The 21,459-nt window shown below is 65.9% G+C and carries 26 protein-coding genes; 12 read left to right on the top strand and 14 right to left on the bottom strand.

Going from position 1 to position 21,459, the window contains the following annotated elements:
• Nucleotides 1-34: 34 nt before the first annotated feature.
• Nucleotides 35-1,069: an S-methyl-5-thioribose-1-phosphate isomerase gene (gene mtnA / locus THPRO_RS01000; RefSeq protein WP_038087214.1), complete on the bottom strand. Its 1,035-nt coding sequence runs from the start codon at nt 1,067-1,069 to the stop codon at nt 35-37.
• A gap of 64 nt (nt 1,070-1,133) precedes the next feature.
• On the opposite strand from mtnA, the gene THPRO_RS00995 reads away from it, so the two are divergent.
• Entirely contained in the window at nt 1,134-2,462 is a 1,329-nt protein-coding gene (locus THPRO_RS00995; protein WP_038087218.1) for a TRZ/ATZ family hydrolase, read from the top strand.
• A 15-nt stretch (nt 2,463-2,477) separates the two neighbouring features.
• Here THPRO_RS00995 and THPRO_RS00990 read toward each other — a convergent pair whose 3' ends face one another.
• Nucleotides 2,478-3,452, bottom strand: a complete 975-nt coding sequence (locus tag THPRO_RS00990; protein WP_038087222.1) for a quinone oxidoreductase family protein — start codon at nt 3,450-3,452, stop codon at nt 2,478-2,480.
• Nucleotides 3,453-3,578: 126 nt separating this feature from the next.
• On the opposite strand from THPRO_RS00990, the gene ubiG reads away from it, so the two are divergent.
• The gene (gene ubiG, locus THPRO_RS00985; RefSeq protein WP_038087225.1) at nt 3,579-4,289 is read left to right on the top strand and encodes a bifunctional 2-polyprenyl-6-hydroxyphenol methylase/3-demethylubiquinol 3-O-methyltransferase UbiG; all 711 of its coding nucleotides are present in this window, start codon (nt 3,579-3,581) and stop codon (nt 4,287-4,289) included.
• The gene (gene gph / locus THPRO_RS00980) at nt 4,273-4,986 is read left to right on the top strand and encodes a phosphoglycolate phosphatase (RefSeq protein WP_038087229.1); all 714 of its coding nucleotides are present in this window, start codon (nt 4,273-4,275) and stop codon (nt 4,984-4,986) included. The genes ubiG and gph overlap by 17 nt, the downstream gene beginning before the upstream one ends.
• Here gph and THPRO_RS00975 read toward each other — a convergent pair.
• Nucleotides 4,983-5,363: a PilZ domain-containing protein gene (locus THPRO_RS00975; protein WP_038087232.1), complete on the bottom strand. Its 381-nt coding sequence runs from the start codon at nt 5,361-5,363 to the stop codon at nt 4,983-4,985. The two genes, gph and THPRO_RS00975, sit on opposite strands and share 4 nt — an antisense overlap.
• Before the next feature lie 86 nt (nt 5,364-5,449).
• On the opposite strand from THPRO_RS00975, the gene hpnC reads away from it, so the two are divergent.
• From hpnC to THPRO_RS00955, 4 genes are read left to right on the top strand one after another with little or no spacing between them, the layout of a single operon-like run.
• Nucleotides 5,450-6,328 carry a squalene synthase HpnC gene (gene hpnC, locus THPRO_RS00970; RefSeq protein WP_038087236.1) on the top strand — a complete coding sequence of 293 codons (879 nt, stop codon included), beginning with the start codon at nt 5,450-5,452 and terminating at the stop codon, nt 6,326-6,328.
• Between the two features lie 51 nt (nt 6,329-6,379).
• Nucleotides 6,380-7,243 carry a presqualene diphosphate synthase HpnD gene (gene hpnD / locus THPRO_RS00965; RefSeq protein ID WP_038087240.1) on the top strand — a complete coding sequence of 288 codons (864 nt, stop codon included), beginning with the start codon at nt 6,380-6,382 and terminating at the stop codon, nt 7,241-7,243.
• The gene (gene hpnE / locus THPRO_RS00960) at nt 7,240-8,541 is read left to right on the top strand and encodes a hydroxysqualene dehydroxylase HpnE (protein ID WP_161489909.1); all 1,302 of its coding nucleotides are present in this window, start codon (nt 7,240-7,242) and stop codon (nt 8,539-8,541) included. The genes hpnD and hpnE overlap by 4 nt, the downstream gene beginning before the upstream one ends.
• The gene (locus THPRO_RS00955; protein ID WP_407922438.1) at nt 8,538-9,311 is read left to right on the top strand and encodes an SDR family NAD(P)-dependent oxidoreductase; all 774 of its coding nucleotides are present in this window, start codon (nt 8,538-8,540) and stop codon (nt 9,309-9,311) included. The genes hpnE and THPRO_RS00955 overlap by 4 nt, the downstream gene beginning before the upstream one ends.
• Before the next feature lie 76 nt (nt 9,312-9,387).
• On the opposite strand, the gene THPRO_RS00950 is transcribed toward THPRO_RS00955, so the two are convergent.
• The 4 genes from THPRO_RS00950 to THPRO_RS00935 form a co-directional block, all read right to left on the bottom strand.
• Nucleotides 9,388-9,624: a DUF1059 domain-containing protein gene (locus THPRO_RS00950; protein WP_065089079.1), complete on the bottom strand. Its 237-nt coding sequence runs from the start codon at nt 9,622-9,624 to the stop codon at nt 9,388-9,390.
• Nucleotides 9,625-9,644: 20 nt separating this feature from the next.
• Complete coding sequence (locus THPRO_RS00945; protein WP_038087247.1) at nt 9,645-10,688, bottom strand: thioredoxin family protein; 1,044 nt, start codon at nt 10,686-10,688, stop codon at nt 9,645-9,647.
• Nucleotides 10,689-10,755: 67 nt separating this feature from the next.
• Nucleotides 10,756-11,424 carry an endonuclease III domain-containing protein gene (locus tag THPRO_RS00940; protein WP_038087250.1) on the bottom strand — a complete coding sequence of 223 codons (669 nt, stop codon included), beginning with the start codon at nt 11,422-11,424 and terminating at the stop codon, nt 10,756-10,758.
• A gap of 3 nt (nt 11,425-11,427) precedes the next feature.
• Nucleotides 11,428-12,222, bottom strand: a complete 795-nt coding sequence (locus THPRO_RS00935) for a pseudouridine synthase (RefSeq protein ID WP_065089078.1) — start codon at nt 12,220-12,222, stop codon at nt 11,428-11,430.
• 73 nt (nt 12,223-12,295) lie between these two features.
• On the opposite strand from THPRO_RS00935, the gene moaB reads away from it, so the two are divergent.
• Nucleotides 12,296-12,817, top strand: a complete 522-nt coding sequence (gene moaB, locus THPRO_RS00930) for a molybdenum cofactor biosynthesis protein B (protein WP_038087609.1) — start codon at nt 12,296-12,298, stop codon at nt 12,815-12,817.
• Nucleotides 12,818-12,827: 10 nt separating this feature from the next.
• On the opposite strand, the gene THPRO_RS00925 is transcribed toward moaB, so the two are convergent.
• The 6 genes from THPRO_RS00925 to THPRO_RS00900 all read right to left on the bottom strand — a co-directional run bounded on the left by THPRO_RS00925 (nt 12,828) and on the right by THPRO_RS00900 (nt 17,461).
• Nucleotides 12,828-13,244 (bottom strand): GtrA family protein, encoded by a 417-nt coding sequence (locus tag THPRO_RS00925; RefSeq protein WP_038087254.1) that lies wholly within the window; start codon nt 13,242-13,244, stop codon nt 12,828-12,830.
• Nucleotides 13,245-13,246: 2 nt separating this feature from the next.
• Complete coding sequence (gene scpB, locus THPRO_RS00920) at nt 13,247-13,990, bottom strand: SMC-Scp complex subunit ScpB (RefSeq protein ID WP_052064068.1); 744 nt, start codon at nt 13,988-13,990, stop codon at nt 13,247-13,249.
• Between the two features lie 9 nt (nt 13,991-13,999).
• A complete protein-coding gene (locus THPRO_RS00915) occupies nt 14,000-14,833 on the bottom strand; it encodes a segregation and condensation protein A (protein ID WP_052064069.1) in 834 nt (277 codons plus the stop codon).
• Nucleotides 14,834-14,875: 42 nt separating this feature from the next.
• Entirely contained in the window at nt 14,876-16,093 is a 1,218-nt protein-coding gene (locus THPRO_RS00910) for a tryptophan--tRNA ligase (RefSeq protein ID WP_082954339.1), read from the bottom strand.
• An 8-nt stretch (nt 16,094-16,101) separates the two neighbouring features.
• On the bottom strand, nt 16,102-16,767 hold the full coding sequence (locus tag THPRO_RS00905) for a site-2 protease family protein (RefSeq protein ID WP_065089076.1): 666 nt from the start codon (nt 16,765-16,767) through the stop codon (nt 16,102-16,104).
• A 67-nt stretch (nt 16,768-16,834) separates the two neighbouring features.
• Complete coding sequence (locus tag THPRO_RS00900) at nt 16,835-17,461, bottom strand: L-threonylcarbamoyladenylate synthase (protein WP_038087256.1); 627 nt, start codon at nt 17,459-17,461, stop codon at nt 16,835-16,837.
• Nucleotides 17,462-17,570: 109 nt separating this feature from the next.
• Here THPRO_RS00900 and THPRO_RS00895 point away from each other — a divergent pair, with 109 nt between their 5' ends.
• The 3 genes from THPRO_RS00895 (at nt 17,571) to THPRO_RS00885 (ending at nt 19,520) form a co-directional block, all read left to right on the top strand.
• Nucleotides 17,571-18,197: a septation protein A gene (locus THPRO_RS00895; RefSeq protein WP_038087259.1), complete on the top strand. Its 627-nt coding sequence runs from the start codon at nt 17,571-17,573 to the stop codon at nt 18,195-18,197.
• Nucleotides 18,198-18,497: a YciI family protein gene (locus tag THPRO_RS00890; RefSeq protein ID WP_038087263.1), complete on the top strand. Its 300-nt coding sequence runs from the start codon at nt 18,198-18,200 to the stop codon at nt 18,495-18,497.
• An 87-nt stretch (nt 18,498-18,584) separates the two neighbouring features.
• Nucleotides 18,585-19,520 carry a peptidylprolyl isomerase gene (locus THPRO_RS00885; RefSeq protein WP_052064070.1) on the top strand — a complete coding sequence of 312 codons (936 nt, stop codon included), beginning with the start codon at nt 18,585-18,587 and terminating at the stop codon, nt 19,518-19,520.
• A 26-nt stretch (nt 19,521-19,546) separates the two neighbouring features.
• Here THPRO_RS00885 and prmB read toward each other — a convergent pair whose 3' ends face one another.
• Nucleotides 19,547-20,443 (bottom strand): 50S ribosomal protein L3 N(5)-glutamine methyltransferase, encoded by an 897-nt coding sequence (gene prmB / locus THPRO_RS00880; protein ID WP_038087266.1) that lies wholly within the window; start codon nt 20,441-20,443, stop codon nt 19,547-19,549.
• A 157-nt stretch (nt 20,444-20,600) separates the two neighbouring features.
• On the opposite strand from prmB, the gene asd reads away from it, so the two are divergent.
• Nucleotides 20,601-21,458, top strand: coding sequence for an archaetidylserine decarboxylase (asd, locus tag THPRO_RS00875; RefSeq protein WP_038087619.1), 858 nt, complete (start codon nt 20,601-20,603; stop codon nt 21,456-21,458).
• The last annotated feature ends 1 nt before the right edge of the window (nt 21,459 follow it).

Raw genomic sequence — 21,459 nt, 5'->3', positions numbered from 1 at the left:
ATAATACCACACAGCCCGCGCCACTGCGCGCGCCTCAGGCGCGCTGCCCCATCAGCTCGTGCATGCCGGCCAGGCCCGGCTGCTCGACGATGCCGGCCTCGGTCACGATCGCGTCGATCAGGCCAGCCGGCGTCACGTCGAACACGGGATTCCAGGCGTCGGCGCCGGCGGCCGCCACCGGCCGCCCCGCCAGCGTCAGCAGTTCCTGGGCGGGACGCGTCTCGATCGGAATCGACGCGCCATCCGGCGTCTCCATATCGACGGTGCTGGTCGGCGCCACGACCATGAAACGGACGCCATGATGGCGCGCCAGCACGGCGAGCCCGTAGGTGCCGATCTTGTTGGCGACATCGCCATTGGCGGCGATACGGTCCGCACCGACCACCACCCAGCTGATGCCCCCGCGCGCGAGCAGCGCGGCGGCGGCACCTTCGCACAGCAGACTGACCGGGATACCGTCCTGCACCAACTCCCAGGCCGTCAACCGCGCGCCCTGCAGCCAGGGCCGCGTCTCGTCGGCATACACGCGTCCGATACGGCCGTCGCCATAGGCGCTGCGGATCACGCCCAGCGCAGTGCCGTAGCCGCCCGTGGCCAGCGAGCCGGTATTGCAATGCGTCAGCACGTCGCCCGATTCGATCAGGGCCCCGCCCAGCGCCCCCATGCGCCGGTTGGCGGCGATATCCTCGTCGTGGATGGCGACGGCCTCCTCCAGCAGCGCGCCGGACAGATCCTGCGGTGCCGCATCGACGACGCGCCGCTGCCGCGCAAGTGCCCAATGCAGGTTAACCGCAGTGGGGCGCGCGCGGACCAGCTGATCGAACACAGCCAGCAAGGACAGACGATCGTCGCCGCAGTCGCGCGCAGCCATCACCGCGCCGTAGGCCGCCGCGATACCGATCGCCGGTGCGCCGCGCACCACCATGTCGCGGATCGCATCCGCGACCTCGATCGCGCTGGTTGCCTCGATCCATTCAACGACACCCGGCAGCCGGCGCTGATCGAGCAGTCGCAGGCGGTCACCGGCCCATACCACGGCACGCACGCCGTCATTGTCGCGAATCGTCATCGGCTGAGGCTCCTGCCATGGGAATGCTTGCGGCACGTCTCGGGACGCGGTTATTGTCGACGACATGGAAACCGTCGACCTGTTGATCAGCGCCCGCTGGGTGATTCCCGTTGAGCCCGACGCCGTGGTGCTGGAACACCATGCCGTAGCCGTACGCGGGCGCCGCATCGTGGATATTCTACCCGCATCGGAAGCGGCCCAGAAATACCGTGCGGCGGAACATCACGAGCTACCGGAGCACGCGCTCATTCCCGGCCTGGTGAATGCGCACACGCACGCGGCGATGAGCCTGATGCGCGGGATCGCCGACGATCTGCCGCTGATGACCTGGCTGCAGTCCCACATATGGCCGACGGAGGCGCGCTGGGTGGGGACGGAATTCGTGCGCGACGGCACGCGCCTCGCCATCGCCGAAATGCTGCGCGGCGGCACCACCTGTTTCAACGACATGTATTTCTTTCCGGAGGTCACCGCCCGCGTGGCCGCGACCCTCGGCATGCGCGCCAGCATCGGCATGATCGTGGTCGATTTTCCCTCGGCCTGGGCGCGCGACGCCGACGAATACATCGCCCGCGGCATCGACGAGGTATTCGATGCCCACAAGGGCGAAGGCCTGATCAGCGCCTGCTTCGCGCCGCACGCGCCCTACACCGTGTCGGATGCGCCGCTTGCTCGAATCCGCAATCTCGCCGACGAACTGGACCGGCCGGTGCATATCCATGTCCACGAAACCCGCCATGAAGTCGACGAGCACGTGGCCAAACACGGCATGCGTCCCCTTGCCCGCCTGGACAGTCTCGGACTGCTCGGTCCGAATCTGGTCGCGGTACACATGACCCAGCTAGAGGACGATGAAATCGCGCTGCTTGCGGCACGCGGCGCCAGCGTCGTGCACTGCCCGCAGTCCAATCTCAAGCTCGCCAGCGGCTTTTGCCCTGTCGCGCGCCTGCTTGACGCCGGGATCAACGTGGCGCTGGGTACCGACGGCGCCGCCAGCAACAACGATCTGGATCTGTGGGACGAGATGCGCACCGCGGCCTTGCTCGCCAAGGGCGTGGCCGGCCGTGCAGACGCGCTGCCCGCGCATGCCGCGCTCAGAATGGCCACGCTGGCCGGCGCGCGCGCGCTGGGCCTCGGCGAGGAAATCGGTTCGATCGAGGTTGGCAAGGCCGCGGACTTGGTGGCCGTGGACCTCGCACGCATCGAAACCCAACCGGTCTACGATCCCGTCTCCCACCTCGTCTACGCGGCCGGACGCGAAGCCGTCAGCCATGCATGGATTGCGGGCCAGGCCAAACTCGTCGACGGCGAGCTGACGCAGCTCGACGGCCGCGAGATCATGACCAATGCCGCCGCCTGGGCCGCGCGCATTGCCGCTCCGGAGCGAGCATGACCGGCAACGGCCGCATCACGGCAGCAATACGATGGACCCGGTGGTCTTGCGCGCCTCCAGATCGCGGTGCGCATGGGCTGCCTCTGCCAGCGGGTAGGCATGGTGGGTCGCGACCCTGACCGTGCCGGCGCGCACCTGCTCGAACAGCTCGCCGGCGCACTGCAACAGATCGTCTCGCGCGGCAGTGTAGCCGGCAAGATTGGGGCGGGTCACGAACAATGAGCCTTTTTGCGCCAGCACACCCAGGCTGAACGGCGGCACCGCGCCGGAGGCGTTGCCGAATGAAACCAGCAACCCTCGCCGCTGAAGACAGTCGAGCGAGCCCTCGAAGGTATCGCGACCGACCGAATCGTACACCACCGGCACGCCGAGCCCATCCGTCAGCTCCCGCACCCGTTCGACGAAGTTCTCGCGGCGATAGTTGATCGTATGCGTGCACCCGTGCGCCTTGGCCAGCGCCGCCTTTTCGTCCGAACCCACGGTACCGATCACCGTCGCGCCCAGTGCGCGCAGCCACTGGCAGGCGATCAGGCCGACACCCCCGGCGGCCGCATGCCAGAGCACGGTCTCTCCCGGCGATACCCGATAGGTCTGGCGCACGAGATACTGTACCGTCATCCCCTGCAACATCATCGACGCGGCCGCGCGGTCGTCGATCTCGTCCGGCAACCTGACCAGCCGCTCGGCCGGCATCAGGCGCCGTTGCGCATAGGCGCCGAGCGGCCCGCCGGCATAGGCCACCCGATCCCCGGGCTGCCAGTCGACGACGCCCTCGCCCACGGCCTCGACCCGCGCGGCCGCCTCCAGGCCAATCGTTGTCGGCAGCGTCACCGGATACAGGCCGGTGCGATGATAAACATCGATGAAGTTGACACCGATCGCCCGCTGCTCAAGCAACACCTGGCCCTTGCCGGGCGCACCGACCTTGACATTGTCCAAAGTCAGGGCCTCGGGCCCACCGTGCCGATGAATCCGTATCGCCAGTGACATGTACACTCCGTTCGTTGCTCGCGCATCCCCTCCCGGTTCCGGCGGGGTCCGCCAGTATAAACCGATGCATGCGGCCTTCATGCGCGCAATGCTAAACTGCCGCCGTCCCCACCTGACGGCACCGGCATGAACGAACCACGAGGCAACGTAGACCCCCGGGAGATCGGCAAATTCGAGGAGCTGGCCCATCGCTGGTGGGATGCCGACGGCGAATTCCGGCCGCTGCACGAGATCAACCCGCTGCGCCTGGGATTCATCGAACAGCACGCTGCAGGCCTGGTCGGCAAAACGGTGCTCGACGTGGGCTGCGGCGGCGGCATTCTGTCCGAATCCATGGCCGCCCGAGGCGCCCAGGTCACCGGTATCGACATGGGCGAGGCACCGCTCTCCGTGGCCCGTCTGCACGGCCTGGAAACGGGCGTCGAGATCGAGTACCGCCAGGTCACCGTGGAAGCGCTCGCAGCCGAAAGGCCCGGCAGCTACGATGTGGTGACCTGCATGGAAATGCTCGAACACGTGCCCGACCCGGAATCGGTGGTGCGCGCCTGCGCGGCGCTGGTCAAGCCGGACGGGCACGTGTTCTTCTCCACGCTCAACCGCAACCCGAAATCATTCCTGTTCGCGATCGTCGGCGCCGAATACCTGCTCAAGCTGCTGCCTCGCGGCACGCATGAGTACCAGCGCTTCATCCGCCCCTCCGAACTCGACCGAGCCATCCGCCACGCCGGCCTCAATCTTGTCGACATCGCCGGCATGCACTTCAATCCCCTGACCCACGCCTACTCGCTGTCCACCGATGTCTCGGTGAATTACCTCGTCCATGCCGTCGTCCAGTAATCCGCGCGGCATTCGCGGCGTCCTGTTCGACCTCGACGGCACGCTGCTGGACACCGCCCCGGACATGGCTGCGGCGCTCAACGACCTCAGGCGCGAGCACGGCCTGGGCGCACTGCCCCTCGCCGCGATACGCGATCACGTCTCGCACGGCAGCACGGCCATGGTGCGCATCGGTTTCGGCGACGGGCTGGCGGAGGCGCGTTTCGAGGCTCTGCGGGCGCGCTTTCTGGCGATCTACGCCGAAAACCTGGCACAGCAAACGCGACTCTTTCCCGGCATGCCCGAGGTCATCGACGCCCTCGAAGTACGCGGTCTCGTCTGGGGCATTGTCACCAACAAGCCGGGATTCCTCAGCAGGCCGCTGATCGAGGCGCTCGGACTGCAACGACGCATTGCCTGCCTGGTCAGCGGCGATCAGCTCCCGCAGCGCAAACCGCATCCCGCGCCGCTGCTGCACGCGGCTGCGGATTGCGGACTGCCTCCAGGCGCCTGCTGCTACCTCGGCGACGCAGAGCGGGACATCGCGGCCGGACGCGCGGCGGGCATGCACACCCTGATCGCACGCTGGGGATACATCGACTCAGACCAATGCCCGCAGGCCTGGGGCGCCGACGCCGAGCTGCAGCAACCGGAAGCCTTGCTGGAGTGGTTGGAAACGCCGGCGGCGACGCCACAAGCCACCCCCATGTCGCGTTAGTCGTCGGCCTGCGCGGCGAGCATCGCGTCGAGATCCGCCTCGAACGCCTCCTCGCCACCCAGATTCAGCACCAGCAGGCGATGCAAATGGGTCGCGGTATCCACGTCCATGCTCTCCCAAAGCAGACCCAGGCGATGCGGCGGCGCCACACGAACCACCCGCCCGGTTGCCACCAATTCGATATCGCCGCCCAGCACAAGGTCGAGGACCACCCGGCTCTCCAGCGACGGGGTGGTTACATCGGCCGGCAAATCCACCAGGGCGCCTTTGAGCGAAATATCCAGCATCTGCACCTCGACCGTATGTCCCTGGGTCTTCAGCACCGCCCGCGCGATAAAGCGCACCCGGTGCACCACCCGCTGTTCCTGGTCAACCATATCCGTATTCTCCCTGTCGTCGACGCAACGGTTTCCGCGCGCGCTTCACCGGGTTATCCTCCCGGCACCGACTCGACCGCCACGATATGACATCGCCACCGCTCGCACCGGAAACCGAACAGGCCTACCGTGCCTGCCTCGCCATCGCCTCGCGGCATTATGAAAACTTCCCTGTCGCCTCATGGTTGCTGCCGGCGCAGTTGCGCCGCCCCGTAGCGGCGATCTACGCCTTCGCCCGCCGCGCCGACGACATTGCCGACGAAGGCAGCCAGAGCGCCGGCGAACGCCTGGATGCGCTGGACCGTGTGGATGCGGCCCTGATGTCGGCCGCAGCCGGGAAGTGGCCCGACGACCCGATATACGTCGCGCTCGCCGACGCCATCGCACGCTATCAACTGCCCATCCAGCCGTTTCAGGATCTGCTGCTCGCCTTTCGCCAGGATGTTAGGCAGACCCGCTATCGCGACTTCGGCGAGATCATGGGTTACTGCCGTCTCTCGGCCAATCCGGTCGGCCGTCTGCTGCTGCATCTCAACGCACAGGCCACGCCTGACAATCTAGCCGAATCGGACGCCGTCTGCACCGCTTTGCAACTGATCAATTTCTATCAGGACCTTTACAGCGACTATGTCGACCGGGGGCGCATTTACCTGCCCCAGGACGAAATGGCCGAGTACGGCGTCGACGAAACCGATATCGCCCGGCGACGCAGCACATCGGCACTGCGCCGACTGATGCACCATCAATACCGGCGTGCCGATCGCCTGTTGCGAGCCGGCGCTCCGCTCGGCGGCCGGCTCCCTGGCCGCATGGGTCTCGAACTACGCGCCATCATCATCGGCGGCGCCCGCATCCTCTACCGGCTGCAGCAACAACGGGACGATCTGTTCTCCAGGCCGCGCCTGAATCTGCGCGACCGGCTGGCCATCGTCGGTGGCGCTTGCCTGCCGCGCCGTCGAAGTTAAGCCTCCCGCGCGGTGTGTTAGCATGACCGGCGGGCGAATCCGGGCACAATCATGACCCCTGACGAATACTGTCGACAAAAAGCCGCTCGCAGTGGTTCCAGTTTCTATTACAGCTTCCTGTTCCTGGGCGAAGCGCGCAGGCAGGCCATCATTGCCCTCTACGCTTTCTGCCGGGAGGTCGACGACGTGGTCGACCGCGGCCTGTCGCCTGAAGTCGCGCGCGCCAAGCTGAACTGGTGGCGCGAAGAACTCGACCGTCTCTACTCAGGCAGCCCTGCGCATCCGGTAACGCGCGCCCTAGCCGTGGCGGTCGAACGTTTCGGGTTACCGCAGACGCAACTCGCCGAGGTCATCGCCGGCATGGAAATGGACCTCGACTACGATGCCTATCCCAGTTTCACGGAGCTTTCGCTCTACTGCCACCGGGTCGCCGGCGTGGTGGGACTGATGGCGGCCGCCATCTTCGGTTACAGCGACCGCGGCACCGAGCGCTACGCCAGCGACCTCGGGCTCGCCTTCCAGCTCACCAACATCCTGCGTGACGTCCGCGAGGACGCGGACCGCGGACGCATCTATATCCCGCTCGACGAGCTGCAACGCTTCGGCATAGCGCCGGAAGAGCTGCGGCGCGGGCACACGGACGACCGCATACGCGCACTGTTCGCCTTTCAGGCCGCCCGTGCGCGCGACTACTACCGTCGTGCCTTCTCCCATCTGCCCGCCGTGGACCGCAGCGCCCAGCGCAGCGGCCTGATCATGGCCTCGATCTATCAGACCCTGCTCGACGAAATCGAGCGCGACGGCTACCGCGTACTGGAACATCGCATCCGCCTGACGCCGCTGCGCAAACTTTGGATCGCATGGCGCATGGCGCGACGCGAACGCCGACGCCAGCCCGGTACGGCCGTGGCGTGAGCCGCATTCTTGTCGTCGGCGCGGGCTGGGCCGGCCTGAGCGCCGCACTGGCGCTCAGCGAGGCGGGCCGACGTGTCACACTTGTCGAAGCCGCCGCCCTCGCAGGCGGTCGGGCACGCAGCCTGCGCGGGCAACCCCTGCGCGACAACGGGCAGCATCTGCTGATCGGCGCCTATCGCGAAACCCTTGGCCTGCTGGAGCGCCTGGGCATACGCCGCGACACTGCCTTCCACGATGGGCCGCTGGACCTGCTGCTGCGCCCAGCCCCGTCCCACCCCGTTATCCGGGTTCGCGGCGGACATCTGCCTGGGCGGCTGCACCTGCTGCAGGGACTGATCGGCGCACAAGGCCTCGACTGGCGTCTGAAACGCGCATTGCTGGGCGCCGGTCGACTGCTGTCGTCCCCGCCCGCGGCCCATCTTTGCGCGCACGACTGGCTGCTGGCACAGGGTCAGCCGATGACGTTGATCGAGCGCTTATGGGGACCGTTGTGCCTGGCCGCGCTCAACCTCCCGGTCGCGTGCGCCTCGGCGCGCATCTTCCATCGCACCCTGCGCGAAGCCTTCGCAAGCGCGGCCAGCGCGCGCCTGCTCATCCCCCGGCAACCGCTGGGCGCGCTGTTGCCGACACCGGCCATACGCCGACTCGAATGGCTTGGTGCCGATATCCGCCTAGGCACGCGCGTCGCAGCGCTGTGCGTACACCAGGACCGCATCACGGGCGTACGCCTGCGTGACGGCGACTCCCTCGAAGCCGACCAGGTGATCCTGGCCACCGCACCCGCCGCCGCGGTGCATCTGCTCGAACCCCTGCCGGCAACCCGCGTCATCGCCGAGAGCCTGCGCGCATTGGGACGGGCGCCCATCGCCACCGCCTACCTGCGCTACGATCCACAGCCGCACCTGGATCCACCCATGCAGGCGCTGCTCGACGGCACGGGCGCGTGGCTGTTCGATCGCCGGGTCGCGGGCGAACCCGGCGTCGTGGCCGCCGTCGTCAGCGGCCCTGGCCCCCTGGAAGCGCTCGATCGCGATACCCTGGCGCGAAGCATCGCGGGCGATGTCGGGCGACATTTCCCCTGCTGGGGGACGCCGCTCGAAATCCAGATCATCCGCGAACGCGCCGCCACCTTTCTCGCCACACCGGCAAACGACGCGCGCCGCCCAGATAACACCACGGCCGTAGCAGGACTCTGGCTGGCCGGGGACTACACCGCCACCGGACTGCCGGCCACGCTCGAAGGCGCCGTGCGCAGCGGGTTAGAATGTTCCACACAAATCATGAGGAGAATGAACTGATGCGACTGGACGAGGACGCCATCCGACAATATGAAGCTCGTCCCGACCTGCTCGCAGGGCGCATCGTACTCGTCACCGGCGCGGGCGACGGCATCGGCAAGGCGCTTTCGCTGGCCTGCGCACACGCCGGCGCCACCGTCATCCTGCTCGGCAAGACGGTCAAAAAGCTCGAAGCGGTGTATGACGGCATCGAGGCCGCCGGCGGAGCCCAACCGGCAATCTATCCGATGAACCTGGAAGGCGCCACCGCCAAGGATTACGCCGACCTGATGGATAATATCGAGGGCGAATTCGGGCATCTGGACGGCCTCGTCAACAATGCCGGCTGGGTCGGCGCGCTGACACCCTTCAAGCATTACGACGTCGAGCTATGGGCGCGCGTGATGACCGTCAATCTGCATGCGCCCTTTCTGCTGACCCGCGCCTGCCTGCCGCTGCTCGAACGCGCAGAGGATCCCGCCATCGTGTTCTCAACTCACCACTGCCAGCGCGCCTACTGGGGGGCTTACGGCATCGCCAAGGCCGGACAGAAAGGCATGCTCGACATTCTGGCGGCGGAATACGACGCCGACAGCAATCATCCGATCCGCGTGAACGGGGTCGACAGCGGACCGGTGGCGACGCGCGAACGACGCGCGCACTATCCGGGCGAGCCGCCGGATGCCCATCCGGCGCCGGAGACGGTTATCGCGCCCTATCTCTATTTTCTCGGACCGGACAGCCGCGGCGTTTCCGGCACCGACCTCGAATGCCAACCGGGCAAACGCTAAGCCCGCCTCGACGGAGCGGACGGGCATGCCCGCAGGATAACAGGCGGCGGCGCACACCCGCCCGAGCGGGGGGAGGTCAATCCTCAGGCAGCGCCTCGAAGGCCTGCTTGCGCGCCTTAAGCCAGCGTGCCATGGCCTCGGGTGCCTGTGCCAGCGCGCGCATCCGCTGCATGGCCTCGAGATGCGCCGCATCCTGTATGCGGAACATCTCCATCCCGTGCTGCTTGCTTTGTTCCGCGATTGCCTCAAAGGTGTCCGCGCGGAAGGCCGCGTCGCACGCACCGCCGAGCTGCTTGCAGGTCATCGTCTTCATGTTCCCCTTCCCCCACACGGCTAACGCCAGATGTCGACCTTCACGCCCTTCGCCCGTAGCGCGTCGGCGCGGGTCTCGATATAGCGCTGGAATTCCGGTTGTCTGAGATAGGCGCCGGAGGCTACGTAATCGAGCGCGGACTGGACATGAAAGGCCCGCAGGTAGCCGCCGGTGGCGAACACCTTGCGCCCCTCCCGGTCGAAAAACACCATGCTTGGCGCATAGTCGACCTTCAGCGCGGAAGCCCAGGCCGCCACAGTGGTGTGCCGTCCGTCCGGAGTGGTCAGGGGCGTCGCCGCCCACATGTCGAGTATCACCACCTGAAACCGCTTGAGCAGCCGCTGCGTTTCCGGGCGCTTGAAAACCACGTCGTGCAACTCGTCGCAATCCCCGCATTGACGCTGTTCGAACAACACCAGCAGCGGCCTCGGATCCCGCTTGAGCGTGGCCTGCAGCCGATACGGCGGCTGCAGCTCGCCTGGCAGGTGATGCAGCTGGCCGCTGGCTGGTTCCGGAGAGGTCCGCGCAAGATACTCGCGGAACGTCTCCTTCGCATCGAGCCCTTCGCCGACATAGCGGATAGCGGCCAGGAACCGATGCGGGGGGAAGTAGCCGTTGATACGCAGGGCGACGTTGCCGTCGCCGTCGAGCAGCAGCACCGTCGGCGTGAACATGACCTTGAGCATCTTGGCGAAGCGTTTTTCGGTGGTCTTGCGGCCTTCGAAATCGGTGACTTCGCGATCACCCCACATGTTGATGGCAATCACGTCGAAATAACGGCGCGTGGCATCGGAAAGGGTGGATTGCGCGAAATTGTCGCGCAGCAGCTTGGCACAGTAGGGACAGCCGTCCTGATAGAAATACAGCATGACCCGCTTGCCCTGCGCGCGGGCCTCGCCCACATCCTCGCGCATGTCGAGGAAAGACTGCTTGAACCACGCGGGCTGCTCGTGCGCCCCCGGATTGACCAGTCCCGGCGCCAGCTCTCCCTCCACGCGCGCCTGCGCGCTGCCGAGACCCAGCGCCAGCAGCAACGCCGCTCCAAAACGTCCTATCCGCATCATTTCCCCGCCCCTGCGCCGGCCGCTGTCAGCGGCGTGCGTGTCTTCTTCGAGTATAGTCCCCGGTCGTTCAATCGCCTCCGGCCGGACAGTCGCTGCGCAGCGGGCAAGCGACGCAACGCGGCCGCGGACGGCATAGCGCCTTGGCATGCGCCACGATCAGCGCGTGATATTCTCCATAGTGGTACGCGTCGGGCGGCAAGCAGGCTTCGAAGGCCCTGCGCAGGCGTTCGTAGGCAGCCTTCTCGGGCAGCAGGCCGAGCCGCCCGAACAGGCGACGGGTATAGGCGTCGATCACAAATACCGGTCGCTCGAACGCATACAGAAGAATGTCATCGGCGGTCTCGGGGCCAACCCCGTCGACCGCCAGCAGCGCCTCGCGCAGGTGCGCCGTCTCGTGCAGGCGCAGACCCTCGTAGCCGCCGCGCGCAAGATACCAGTCCGCGAAACCGGCGACGCGACGCGCCTTGAGATTGTAATAGCCCACCGGACGCAGATGTTCGGCCAGCGTCTCGGGCGGCAGCGCGGCCAGTTCGACGGCACCGAGCAGGCCGGCGTCGCGAAGACGGCCCAGCGCGCGCTCGACGTTGCGCCAGCGGGTGTTCTGGATCAGGATCGCACCAAGCATCACTTCGAAGGGTGTCTCGGCCGGCCACCAATGCTGCTCGCCGTGTTCGACGAGCAGCCGCTCGAATATCTCGCCGGCGCGGGCGGCATCCAGGGATGCCGGCACGCTCATGTTTCAGCGCCGCCGCGGCGTGCGCGCGCGCCTGGCAGGCTTGGCCTGGGGCGCTTCGAGTCCGGCGGCCTGATACAAGTCTCGCAGCTCCTGCTCCTCGAGCATTCGCCAGCGGCCGGCACGCAGACTCCTTCCGAGCTGAATCGGCCCGTAACGCACACGGATCAGGCGGCTGACCGCAAGGCCGACAGCCTCCCACAGGCGACGCACTTCCCGTTTGCGGCCCTCGCGGATCACGACGTGGAACCAATGATTCGATCCGCCGCTGCCGCCCGCGTCGATGACCTCGTCGAAGCCCGCATGACCGTCTTCGAGTTCGACGCCCTCGCGCAGCCGGGCGATCTGCGCCTCGCTGACCTCGCCGCGCACGCGCACGGCATATTCGCGTTCGATGCCGCTGGAGGGGTGCATGAGCTTGTGCGCCAGTTCGCCGTCGCTGGTGAACAGCAGCAGGCCTGATGTGTTGATATCGAGACGGCCGACGCCCACCCAACGCCCGCGCGGCAGGTTGGCATAGACGCTGGGTCGCCCTTCAGGATCGCTGCGCGTGCTGACCTCGCCCTCGGGCTTGAAATAGGCCAGTGTCTGCGTCGGTCTGGCGACGCGGCGTGCCAACGACAGCAGACGGCCCTGGCGCGCGATGCGGTCGTCGGCAGTCGCGCGGGTACCCAAGGTCGCGACCTCGCCGTTGACCGTTATCTCGCCCGCCGCGATCCAGGTTTCGATTTCGCGGCGCGAACCCAATCCGGCTCTCGCCAGCAGTTTCTGCAGTCTTTCCGGAGGTAAACTATCGCTCATGCCGGCATTGTACCCGACGGGTGGGCCACCGGACGGCCTGTTTCGTCGATCGAATCCAACACGGGAGCCCAATGTGACCCAAACAGCCGAATTCATCCCCCTCAATATCGCCGTCCTCACCATTTCCGACAGCCGTACCGAAGCCGACGACACCTCGGGCCAGGTACTCATGACACGCATCGCGCAAGCCGGCCATAGGGTGTCCGACCGGCGCATCGTCAGGGACGACATCTACCAGATCCGCGCCGTGCTATCGCAATGGATCGCCATACCGGAGGTTCATGCCGTGGTCACGACCGGCGGCACCGGCGTCACCGGCCGCGACGGAACGCCGGAAGCGATAAAGCCCCTGCTGGACAAGGAAATCGAGGGCTTCGGCGAGCTGTTCCGCATGCTGTCCTATGAGGAAATCAAGACTTCAAGCCTGCAGTCGCGCGCGATCGCAGGGGTTGCCAACGCGACGTACGTTTTCTGCCTGCCCGGCTCGTCCGGTGCCTGCCGCACCGGCTGGGATCGGCTGATCGCCGCGCAGCTCGACCATCGCACGCGCCCGTGCAATCTGGTGATGCTGATGCCGCGCCTGCAGGAGCGCTGATCGCAACCGCTCAGCCCGCCACGGCGCCGCGTGCCGTGGCGAAGGCGAATCGACGGTCGAGCCGGTATTTCAGCCAGTACCCCACGGCCAGGCCCAGCACTGCGCCGACGTTTCGCCAGGCATGCGAGTCAAAGACATGATAGAAACCCAGCTCGCTGCCCCAGAACACCAATGTGGTAAACACCCCGCTGGCGGCATAGAGCACGAAAGTGCGCAGGTCGTGCGCGGCGCTGCGCGTCCGGTAGGCGAAGATAAAGCGCTTGTCGAGCACGTATTTCACATACAGGCCCACCCCCGTACCCACGGCCATGGCGCCGTAGAGGGCGTAGCCCGCCGACCTCAGCAGGGCAAGCACGGCTTCCTGACTCAGCAGATTGGCAGCGGTCGCCAAAGCCGCGAACCACGCATAACGCAGCGCCAGCGACACGCCTAACCCCGTTCTCCGCGCACGACGCCGGCATCGGCTTCGGCATCGGCTTCGGCATCGGCTTCGGCATCGGCTTCGGCATCGGCTTCGGCATCGGCATCGGCATCGGCATCGGCATCGGCATCGGCTTCGGCATCGGCTTCGGCTTCGGCGGCATCCGAGGCCTCAATCAGGGACTCGGGATCGCCCAGATCGAGCTCCGGGTGCAGACCGTCGATGTCCATCAGCTCGGCCAGCGGCGGCAACTCGTCCAGGGACTTGAGGCCGAAATAATCCAGAAACCCGCGAGTGGTCGCGTACAAGGCGGGGCGACCCGGCACCTCGCGATGACCCACCACGCGTACCCAGTCTCGCTCAAGCAGCCCCTTGATGATGTGGCTGCTGACGCTGACACCGCGCACGGACTCGATCTCGCCGCGCGTGATCGGCTGACGGTAGGCGATGAGCGCCAGCGTTTCCAGGGTGGCCCGGGAATAGCGTGGCGGTTTTTCCTCCCACAGCCGATGCACCCAGGTAGACAGCTCGCGCTTGATCTGCAGGCGATAGCCGCTGGCCACCTCGGTCAGCTCGTAGCAACGATCGGCGCACGCTTCTGCCAGCGTGTCCAGCGCCTGACGTATTGCCTGGCGGCCGGGCGGCGGATCCTCCCCCGCGAACAGGCGCTCCAGGCGCTCCAGGCTCAGAGGTTGCGCGGCGCTGAGCAAGGCCGCTTCGATGACTTGTCGGATAATCGGCGATTCGCTCACGAGATGACCTCAGCGGTCGGCACGTTTGACGTAGATCGGGGTGAAGGGTTCGTTCTGAACCAGCTCGATCAGGTGATCCTTGAGCAGTTCCAGCAGCGCCAGCAGCGTCACCACCACGCCCCGCCGCCCCTCCTCCGGCGAAAAGAAACCGGTGAATTCGACGAACTCGTCGCCCATCCGCTCCAGCACCCGCGACATGCGCTCGCGCACGGATAGCGGCTCGCGCTGGATGTGATGGTGCGTGAACATCTGCGCGCGCCCCAGCACTTCGCGCAGGGCGTGCAGAATCTCGCGCAGATCCACATCGGGATCAGGGCGGACATTTTCGCGCGGTGGCGGCGCGACGGCGAGTCCGACCCAGTCCCGTTCCATGCGCGGCAGTGCATCGATATCCTCGGCCGCACGCCGGATACGCTCGTATTCCTGCAGCCGCCTCACCAGCTCGGCGCGTGGATCGGCGTCCTCGTCCTCGGCCTCCTCCGGTCTCGGCAGCAGCATGCGCGATTTGATCTCCGCCAGCACGGCGGCCATCACCAGGTATTCCGCGGCCAGCTCCAGCCGTAGATCCTGCATCAGCGCAATGTACTCGACGTACTGGCGGGTAACCTCGGCGATGGGTATGTCGAGGATATTCAGATTCTGGCGCTTGATGAGATACAGCAGCAGATCCAGCGGCCCCTCGAAAGCCTCCAGAAAGACTTCCAGCGCGTCAGGAGGAATATAGAGATCCTGCGGCGGGTTCGACAACGGCTCGCCCCAGACCAACGCGAACGGCAGCTCGGACTGGGCGTGCCCCGCATGAGCCGGCGGGCGCTCGCCGACGGCAGGCGTTTCCTCGCTCACGCGGATCGTACCTGACGCGGACGGGGATTCATCGCGCCACGCTCAGCGGTATGCCAGCCCCATGGCGCGGCGGACCTCGCTCATGGTTTCCTCGGCAACGTCGCGGGCGGTTTCCGTGCCCTCGTTGAGCACGTTCTGCACCAGCGTGGGGTCGGCCTCGTACTCGCGCGCCCGTTCCTGTATCGGCCGCAGCTCCGCCAGCACCGCATCGACGATCGGCTGCTTGCAGTCCAGGCAGCCGATGCCCGCGCTGCGGCAGCCCGACTGCACCCAGTCCAGCACATCCTGGCCGGAATAAATCTGATGGAACTGCCAGACCGGGCATTTCTCCGGGTCGCCGGGATCGGTGCGCCGCACCCGCGCGGGATCGGTCGGCATGGTACGGATGCTTTTCTCCACCTCGGCCGGCGTATCGCGCAGGGCGATGGTGTTGTGATACGACTTGGACATCTTACGTCCATCCAGGCCCGGCAGTTTGGCCGCTTGCGTGAGCAGCGGCTGCGGTTCGGGCAGGATGATGCGGCCCGAGCCCTCCAGATAACCGAACAGGCGTTCGCGGTCGCCGATCGAAAGGTTCTGCTGCGAATCCAGCAACGCGCGCGCGACCTCGATAGCCTCACCTTCGCCCTGTTCCTGATAACGCCGGCGCAGATCGCGGTACAGGCGCGCGTTCTTCTTGCCCATCTTGGCGATGGCCTGTTCGGCACGCTCGGCAAAATCCGGCTCGCGGCCGTAAAGATGATTGAAGCGGCGCGCGATCTCGCGGGTGATCTCAAGATGCGGCACCTGATCCTCGCCTACCGGAACCAGCCCGGCCTTGTAGATCAGGATGTCGGCGCTCTGCAGCAGCGGGTAGCCGAGGAAGCCGTAGGTGGCCAGGTCGCGGTCCTTGAGCTGCTCCTGCTGATCCTTGAAGCTCGGCACCCGCTCCAGCCAGCCAAGCGGCGTGATCATCGACAGCAGCAGGTGCAGTTCCGCATGTTCGGGCACCCAGGACTGCACGAACATGGTCGCAGAACCCGGGTTGATGCCGGCGGCGAGCCAGTCGATGACCATCTCGCGCGTGTGCTCCTCGAGACGGCTGAGGTCCTCGTATTGCGTGGTCAGGGCGTGCCAGTCGGCCACGAAGAAAAAGCATTCGTGGGTATGCTGCAGTTCGACCCAGTTCTTGACCACGCCATGATAGTGTCCCAGATGCATGCGTCCGGTGGGACGCATGCCGGACAAGACGCGTTGATTCGGCACAGGTACGGAACTCACGCCTTCTCCTAAAGGTGCGGCAAGCCAAAAAGGTTGTATATACCGCCGCCGATCACGGCGTAGATCGGACCGATGATCATGGACAGCACGTGCGTCATCAGCAGGATCACCAGGATGATCAGCCCATAGGGCTCGATGCGATCCAGGCGGTCCGACCAGGCCGGTGGCAGCAGGCCGGAAAGCACGCGCCCGCCGTCGAGTGGCGGCAGCGGCAACAGGTTCAGGATCATCAGGATCAGATTGATGGATATGCCCGCCTGCCCCATCAACGTCAGCGGCACCGCAAAGAAATCGTTGCCGCTGCTCGCGAAATCAAGACCCAGCTTCATCACCAGCGCCCAGAACAGCGCCATGGCCAGATTCGCCATCGGCCCTGCAGCGGCGACAAGGGCCATGTCGCGCCTGGGATGCTTGAGGTTGTTGAAATTCACCGGCACCGGCTTGGCCCAGCCGAAGATGAAACCGCCCAGCACCAGCAACGCCAGAGGCACGACGACCGTGCCGATCGGGTCGACGTGACGCAACGGGTTGAGGCTCAGGCGCCCTAGCATCTGCGCCGTGGTGTCGCCCAGGCGCTTGGCCGCGTAGCCATGCGCCGCCTCGTGCAGCGTGACCGCGAACAGTACAGGCAAAATCCAGATGCTGATGGTTTGTATGATCTGATCGAGAGTCATAAGCGCCGAATTATACGCGATCCCCCCGCGCTTACGGGGAAAACTTGCCCCGCATGAGGCGCCGATATCAGTCTTCGAGCAGATGCCCGATCTCGCCCTTGCCCTCGCGCAGCACCCGAGGAGGATTTTCGTACAGGTCGATCACCGTGGTCGGCTCCACGCCGCAGGTGCCGCTATCGATCACGAGATCGACCTCGTGCTCGAGGCGTTCGCGTATCTCGTAGCCCACCGTGTGAGGGAGCGTGTCGCCGGGCAGCCACAGGGTCGTACTCATCAATGGACCACCCAGCGCGTCCAGCAATGCCTGAGTCACCGTATTGTCTGGCACGCGCAGGCCGATGGCCTTGCGTTTGGGGTTCTGCAACCGCCGCGGCACCTCACGCGTCGCGGGCAGGAGAAAGGTGTAGGCGCCCGGCGTCAACGCCTTCATCAGCCGATACGCGCGGTCGTCCACCTTGGCGTAGGTGGAAATTTCCGACAGATCCCGGCAGACCAGGGTGAAGTGATGGCTGTCGTCGAGGCGACGGATACGGCGGATACGCTCCTGAGCCGACTTGTCGCCGATCACGCAGCCCAATGCATAGCACGAATCGGTTGGATAGACGATCACGCCGCCGCCCGAGAGGATATCGACCGCCTGACGTAGCAGACGCGGCTGCGGGTTGTCCGGGTGTATCTCGAAATACTGGCTCATGATGGACTTCGACTGACGGAAGTGACCATGGTAGCGCCGAAGGCGGCGCCGCGCACCCGCCGCAAGCGATCTGCTATCATCGCCGGATGAGCCAACACCGGGCCCTAACATGAAGCTGCTTTTCGATTTTTTCCCGGTTCTTCTGTTTTTCCTGGTCTACAAATTCTATGGGTCGATCCCGCCGGAGATCATCCATGCGCTGAACCCGCTGCTGCCGCTGACGCTCAAGGCGGGCGACCATGCCGACGCCATCTTCCTGGCCACGGCGGTGGCCATCGCCGCCTCGTTCCTGCAGGTCGGGCTGTACTGGCTGCGCCACCGCCGGTTCGAGACCATGCATCTCGTCTCGCTGGCGCTGATCACCGTGTTCGGAGGCGCCACGCTGGCCTTTCACGACCCTCTGTTCATCAAGTGGAAGCCGACCATCCTCAACTGGCTGTTCGCCGCCGCGTTCCTGGCCAGTCACCTGATCGGTCGGCGCACCCTGGTCGAACGCATGATGTCCCACGCGATCACCGTGCCCGCCGCCATCTGGCGCCGCCTCAACCTGGGCTGGATCGTGTTCTTCCTGATCTCCGGCGCCCTCAACATCTGGGTGGCCTACCGCTTCAGCCAGGAGACCTGGGTCGACTTCAAGATGTTCGGCATGCTCGGGCTGAGCATCCTGTTCATCATCGCCCAGGCGTTTTATCTCGCCCGCTTTATGCAGGACACCCCGGCAGACGAGGAAATCTGAATGCTCTACATCATCATCGCGCAGGACCACCCGGACAGCTTGCAGAAACGGCTCAGCGCCCGCCCGGCGCACGTAGCCAGGCTGCAGGCCCTGCTGGACGACGGACGTCTGGTGCTGGCCGGCCCCATGCCTGCCGTCGACAACGAGGATCCCGGCCCGGCCGGCTTCAGCGGCAGCGCGATCATTGCCGAATTCGACACGCTGAACGACGCGCGGGCCTGGGCGGATGCGGACCCTTATGTGGCCGCCGGCGTCTATGCGGGCGTCGACGTCCGCCCCTTCCGCCAGACATTTCCCTGACCGCGACCGGGCCGGCAAGCGCCCTCCTCCCGTCGTCGCGGCACGTCGCACACTGCCTTCATCCACCCCACGATCCGGAAAATCGCCATGACCTCCAGATTTGCCTGGCTCGGCGCCAGCCTCGCCATTACCGCAGCCCTGCTGTCCGGCTGCCAATCCAAATCCACCACCGACAGCAGCTCGACCTCACAGCAGACATCGACGCCACAGGCGAATATTGTCGCCACGGTCAACGGCAAGCCGATCACGCTGGTCGAATACGAGAACTACAAGGACGGTCGCGCCCAGCAGATGCCCAACGTCAAGCTCAGCCGCAAGGCACTGCTCGAAGAGCTGGTCGACATGCAGCTGCTCAAACAGGCTGCGGTCAAGGAAGGCGTCGGCAAGGACCCCAAGATTGAGGCCAAGATCAACGAGAGTACCGCCAACATCCTGATCCAGGCCCTGCTGCGCAAGAAATTCGGCCATCCGAATTACAGCGATGCCGAACTCAAGAAGACCTACGACCAGGTCGTCGCCAAATCCGGCGGCACCGAATACAAGGCCAGCCACATCCTGGTCAAGACCAAGGCCGAGGCGGAGAAAATCATCGAGCAGCTGAACAAGGGGGCCAACTTCGCGGCACTCGCCAAGAAGGATTCCATCGCCCCCTCGGCGCCGCAGGGCGGCGAACTCGGCTGGTTCACCGCGGATACCATGGTGCCGCCCTTCACCGCCGCCGTGGAAAAGCTCAAGAAGGGCGAGTACACCAAGACGCCGGTGCATACGCGCTTCGGCTGGCACGTCATCCTGCTGCAGGATACGCGCAAGCTCAATCCGCCTTCGTTCGAAAGCGTCAAGCCCAGGATCGAGGCCCTGCTGACCCAGCAGGCGATTCAGAAATACGTCACCGACCTGCGCGCGAAGGCCAAGATCGCCACCCACGCGGACCAGATTCCGGCTGCGGCCACGGGCATCCCCAAGCTGCCTCCGCTGAACCCGCCGGCGATCAAGGAAACCAAGGGCGAAACCCCGACCTCCTGAGAACAGGCGTCCGCTGGCCCGGCCGCTCAGGCCGCCGGGCCAGCGGACGCTTCGATCTGCTCGCGGGTCAGCAGGAACACGCCGCCGCCGCCGCGTTCGAACTCAAGCCAGGTCAACGGCCAGCCCGGCAGGCGACGGGCCAGGGCCGCCGCGCTGTTGCCCACCTCGACCACCAGAATGCCGCCCGGATTGAGATGTGCAGCCGCGGCGGACAACATCGGCATGACCACGTCGAGCCCGTCTTCGCCCGCCGCCAGGCCGAGCACCGGCTCGTGGCGGAACTCGGGCGTCAAGGCCGCCATATCCTCGGCGTCGACGTAGGGCGGATTGCTCACGATGATGTCGTATCGCGAATCCCCGAGCTCGGACAGCCCGTCCGACAGCACCGTGTGCACGCGCCCATGCAGATCGTGACGGTCGATATTGATCGCAGCGACCTCAAGCGCGGCGGACGAGACGTCCACCAGATCGATCTCCGCGTCCGGGAAGGCATAGGCGCAGGCGATGCCGATGCAGCCGCTGCCGGTGCCGACGTCCAGCACCCGATGCACCCGCTCCCCGCCGATCCACGGATCGAAGCCCGACTCGATCAGCTCGGCGATCGGCGAGCGCGGAATCAGCACGCGCTCGTCCACATAGAACGACAGGCCGCAGAACCAAGCCTCGTGCGTCAGATAGGCCGCGGGCCGACGCTCATCGACACGTCGCGCCAGCAGTTCGAGTGCAGCGCGGCGTTCGTCGTCGGTCAGTCGCGCGTCGAACCAGGCGGCATCCAGGTCCGGTGGCAAATGCAGCGCATGCAGCACTAGATACACGGCCTCGTCCAGCTCGTTCGACATCCCGTGTCCGCAGCTGATGCCCGCCTCGGCAAAACGGCTCGCCGACCAGCGCATCAGGTCGCGCAGCGTCCGCAAGTCGCGCATGTCCGCCTCCGATATTTTCACCGATGCCTCCCGCCGCGCCCTTGGCGGCAAAAATCAGCGATAATACGCGCCCTCGCCGGGCATGCCCATCCATGGGCACCGGCAACAGGGACGTACGCAGACCAACGCCGCGCTGCCTGGCTGGATACCCGACGAGATGCTGATCAATTACCTCAAATCCTGGCCGCTCTACCTGCTGCCCCACCACGCCCTGTCTCGCGTGATCTACGCGCTGACCCGCATTCGCTCGCCGCTCGCGGCGCCGGTCATCCGCTGGTTCGTACGCGCTTACAGCGTGGATCTCGCTGAAGCCGAGTACCCCCGCCCGCGCGAATATCCGAGTTTCAACGCCTTTTTTACGCGCGCCCTACGGGCGGATGCGCGCCCCATCGATACGGCACCGGAAGCCGTGGTCTCGCCGGTTGACGGCACCGTCAGCGCGGCAGGCGCGATCGACGCGGAACGCATCTTCCAGGCCAAGGGCAGGGATTACAGCCTGGTCGAACTGCTCGCCGGCGAAGCGCATGCGGATGACTACCGCGGCGGCCGTTTCGCCACGCTCTATCTTTCCCCGCGCGACTACCACCGGATTCACATGCCGATCGACGGCACCCTGCGTCACATGACCTACATCCCCGGACGTCTTTTCAGCGTGGCGCCGCACACCGTGGCCACCATTCCAAGGCTATTCGCGCGCAACGAACGCGTGGTCGCGCATTTCGACACCCCGGCCGGCCCGATGGCCGTGGTCATGGTCGGCGCCATTAACGTCGCCGCAATCGAAACCGTGTGGGCAGGACTGGTCACGCCACCGGCAGGACGCCATGTCTGCGAGCTGAGCTATCCGGTCGAGGGCGAGACGGCCGTGCGCCTGCGCCGAGGGGAGGAACTCGGGCGTTTCAACATGGGTTCCACGGTGATTCTGCTTTTCGGCGCCGATGGCGTGGCGTGGTCGGACAATCTTGCCAGTGGTCAGACCGTGCGCATGGGACGCATGATCGCGCGGCGCACGTAAA

It is taken from the genome of Acidihalobacter prosperus, assembly GCF_000754095.2.
GTDB lineage: Bacteria > Pseudomonadota > Gammaproteobacteria > DSM-5130 > Acidihalobacteraceae > Acidihalobacter > Acidihalobacter prosperus.
This window is presented reverse-complemented; position numbering and strand designations above follow the sequence as displayed.

Excerpts from the sequence above, each read along its gene's own strand:
- mtnA (WP_038087214.1), bottom strand. The coding sequence starts at position 1,069 with ATGACGATTCGCGACAATGACGGCGTGCGTGCCGTGGTATGGGCCGGT.
- THPRO_RS00995 (WP_038087218.1), top strand. The coding sequence starts at position 1,134 with ATGGAAACCGTCGACCTGTTGATCAGCGCCCGCTGGGTGATTCCCGTT.
- THPRO_RS00990 (WP_038087222.1), bottom strand. The coding sequence starts at position 3,452 with ATGTCACTGGCGATACGGATTCATCGGCACGGTGGGCCCGAGGCCCTG.
- ubiG (WP_038087225.1), top strand. The coding sequence starts at position 3,579 with ATGAACGAACCACGAGGCAACGTAGACCCCCGGGAGATCGGCAAATTC.
- gph (WP_038087229.1), top strand. The coding sequence starts at position 4,273 with ATGCCGTCGTCCAGTAATCCGCGCGGCATTCGCGGCGTCCTGTTCGAC.
- THPRO_RS00975 (WP_038087232.1), bottom strand. The coding sequence starts at position 5,363 with ATGGTTGACCAGGAACAGCGGGTGGTGCACCGGGTGCGCTTTATCGCG.
- hpnC (WP_038087236.1), top strand. The coding sequence starts at position 5,450 with ATGACATCGCCACCGCTCGCACCGGAAACCGAACAGGCCTACCGTGCC.
- hpnD (WP_038087240.1), top strand. The coding sequence starts at position 6,380 with ATGACCCCTGACGAATACTGTCGACAAAAAGCCGCTCGCAGTGGTTCC.
- THPRO_RS00950 (WP_065089079.1), bottom strand. The coding sequence starts at position 9,624 with ATGAAGACGATGACCTGCAAGCAGCTCGGCGGTGCGTGCGACGCGGCC.
- THPRO_RS00945 (WP_038087247.1), bottom strand. The coding sequence starts at position 10,688 with ATGATGCGGATAGGACGTTTTGGAGCGGCGTTGCTGCTGGCGCTGGGT.
- THPRO_RS00940 (WP_038087250.1), bottom strand. The coding sequence starts at position 11,424 with ATGAGCGTGCCGGCATCCCTGGATGCCGCCCGCGCCGGCGAGATATTC.
- THPRO_RS00935 (WP_065089078.1), bottom strand. The coding sequence starts at position 12,222 with ATGAGCGATAGTTTACCTCCGGAAAGACTGCAGAAACTGCTGGCGAGA.
- THPRO_RS00905 (WP_065089076.1), bottom strand. The coding sequence starts at position 16,767 with ATGACTCTCGATCAGATCATACAAACCATCAGCATCTGGATTTTGCCT.
- THPRO_RS00900 (WP_038087256.1), bottom strand. The coding sequence starts at position 17,461 with ATGAGCCAGTATTTCGAGATACACCCGGACAACCCGCAGCCGCGTCTG.
- THPRO_RS00895 (WP_038087259.1), top strand. The coding sequence starts at position 17,571 with ATGAAGCTGCTTTTCGATTTTTTCCCGGTTCTTCTGTTTTTCCTGGTC.
- THPRO_RS00890 (WP_038087263.1), top strand. The coding sequence starts at position 18,198 with ATGCTCTACATCATCATCGCGCAGGACCACCCGGACAGCTTGCAGAAA.
- THPRO_RS00885 (WP_052064070.1), top strand. The coding sequence starts at position 18,585 with ATGACCTCCAGATTTGCCTGGCTCGGCGCCAGCCTCGCCATTACCGCA.
- prmB (WP_038087266.1), bottom strand. The coding sequence starts at position 20,443 with ATGCGCGACTTGCGGACGCTGCGCGACCTGATGCGCTGGTCGGCGAGC.
- asd (WP_038087619.1), top strand. The coding sequence starts at position 20,601 with ATGCTGATCAATTACCTCAAATCCTGGCCGCTCTACCTGCTGCCCCAC.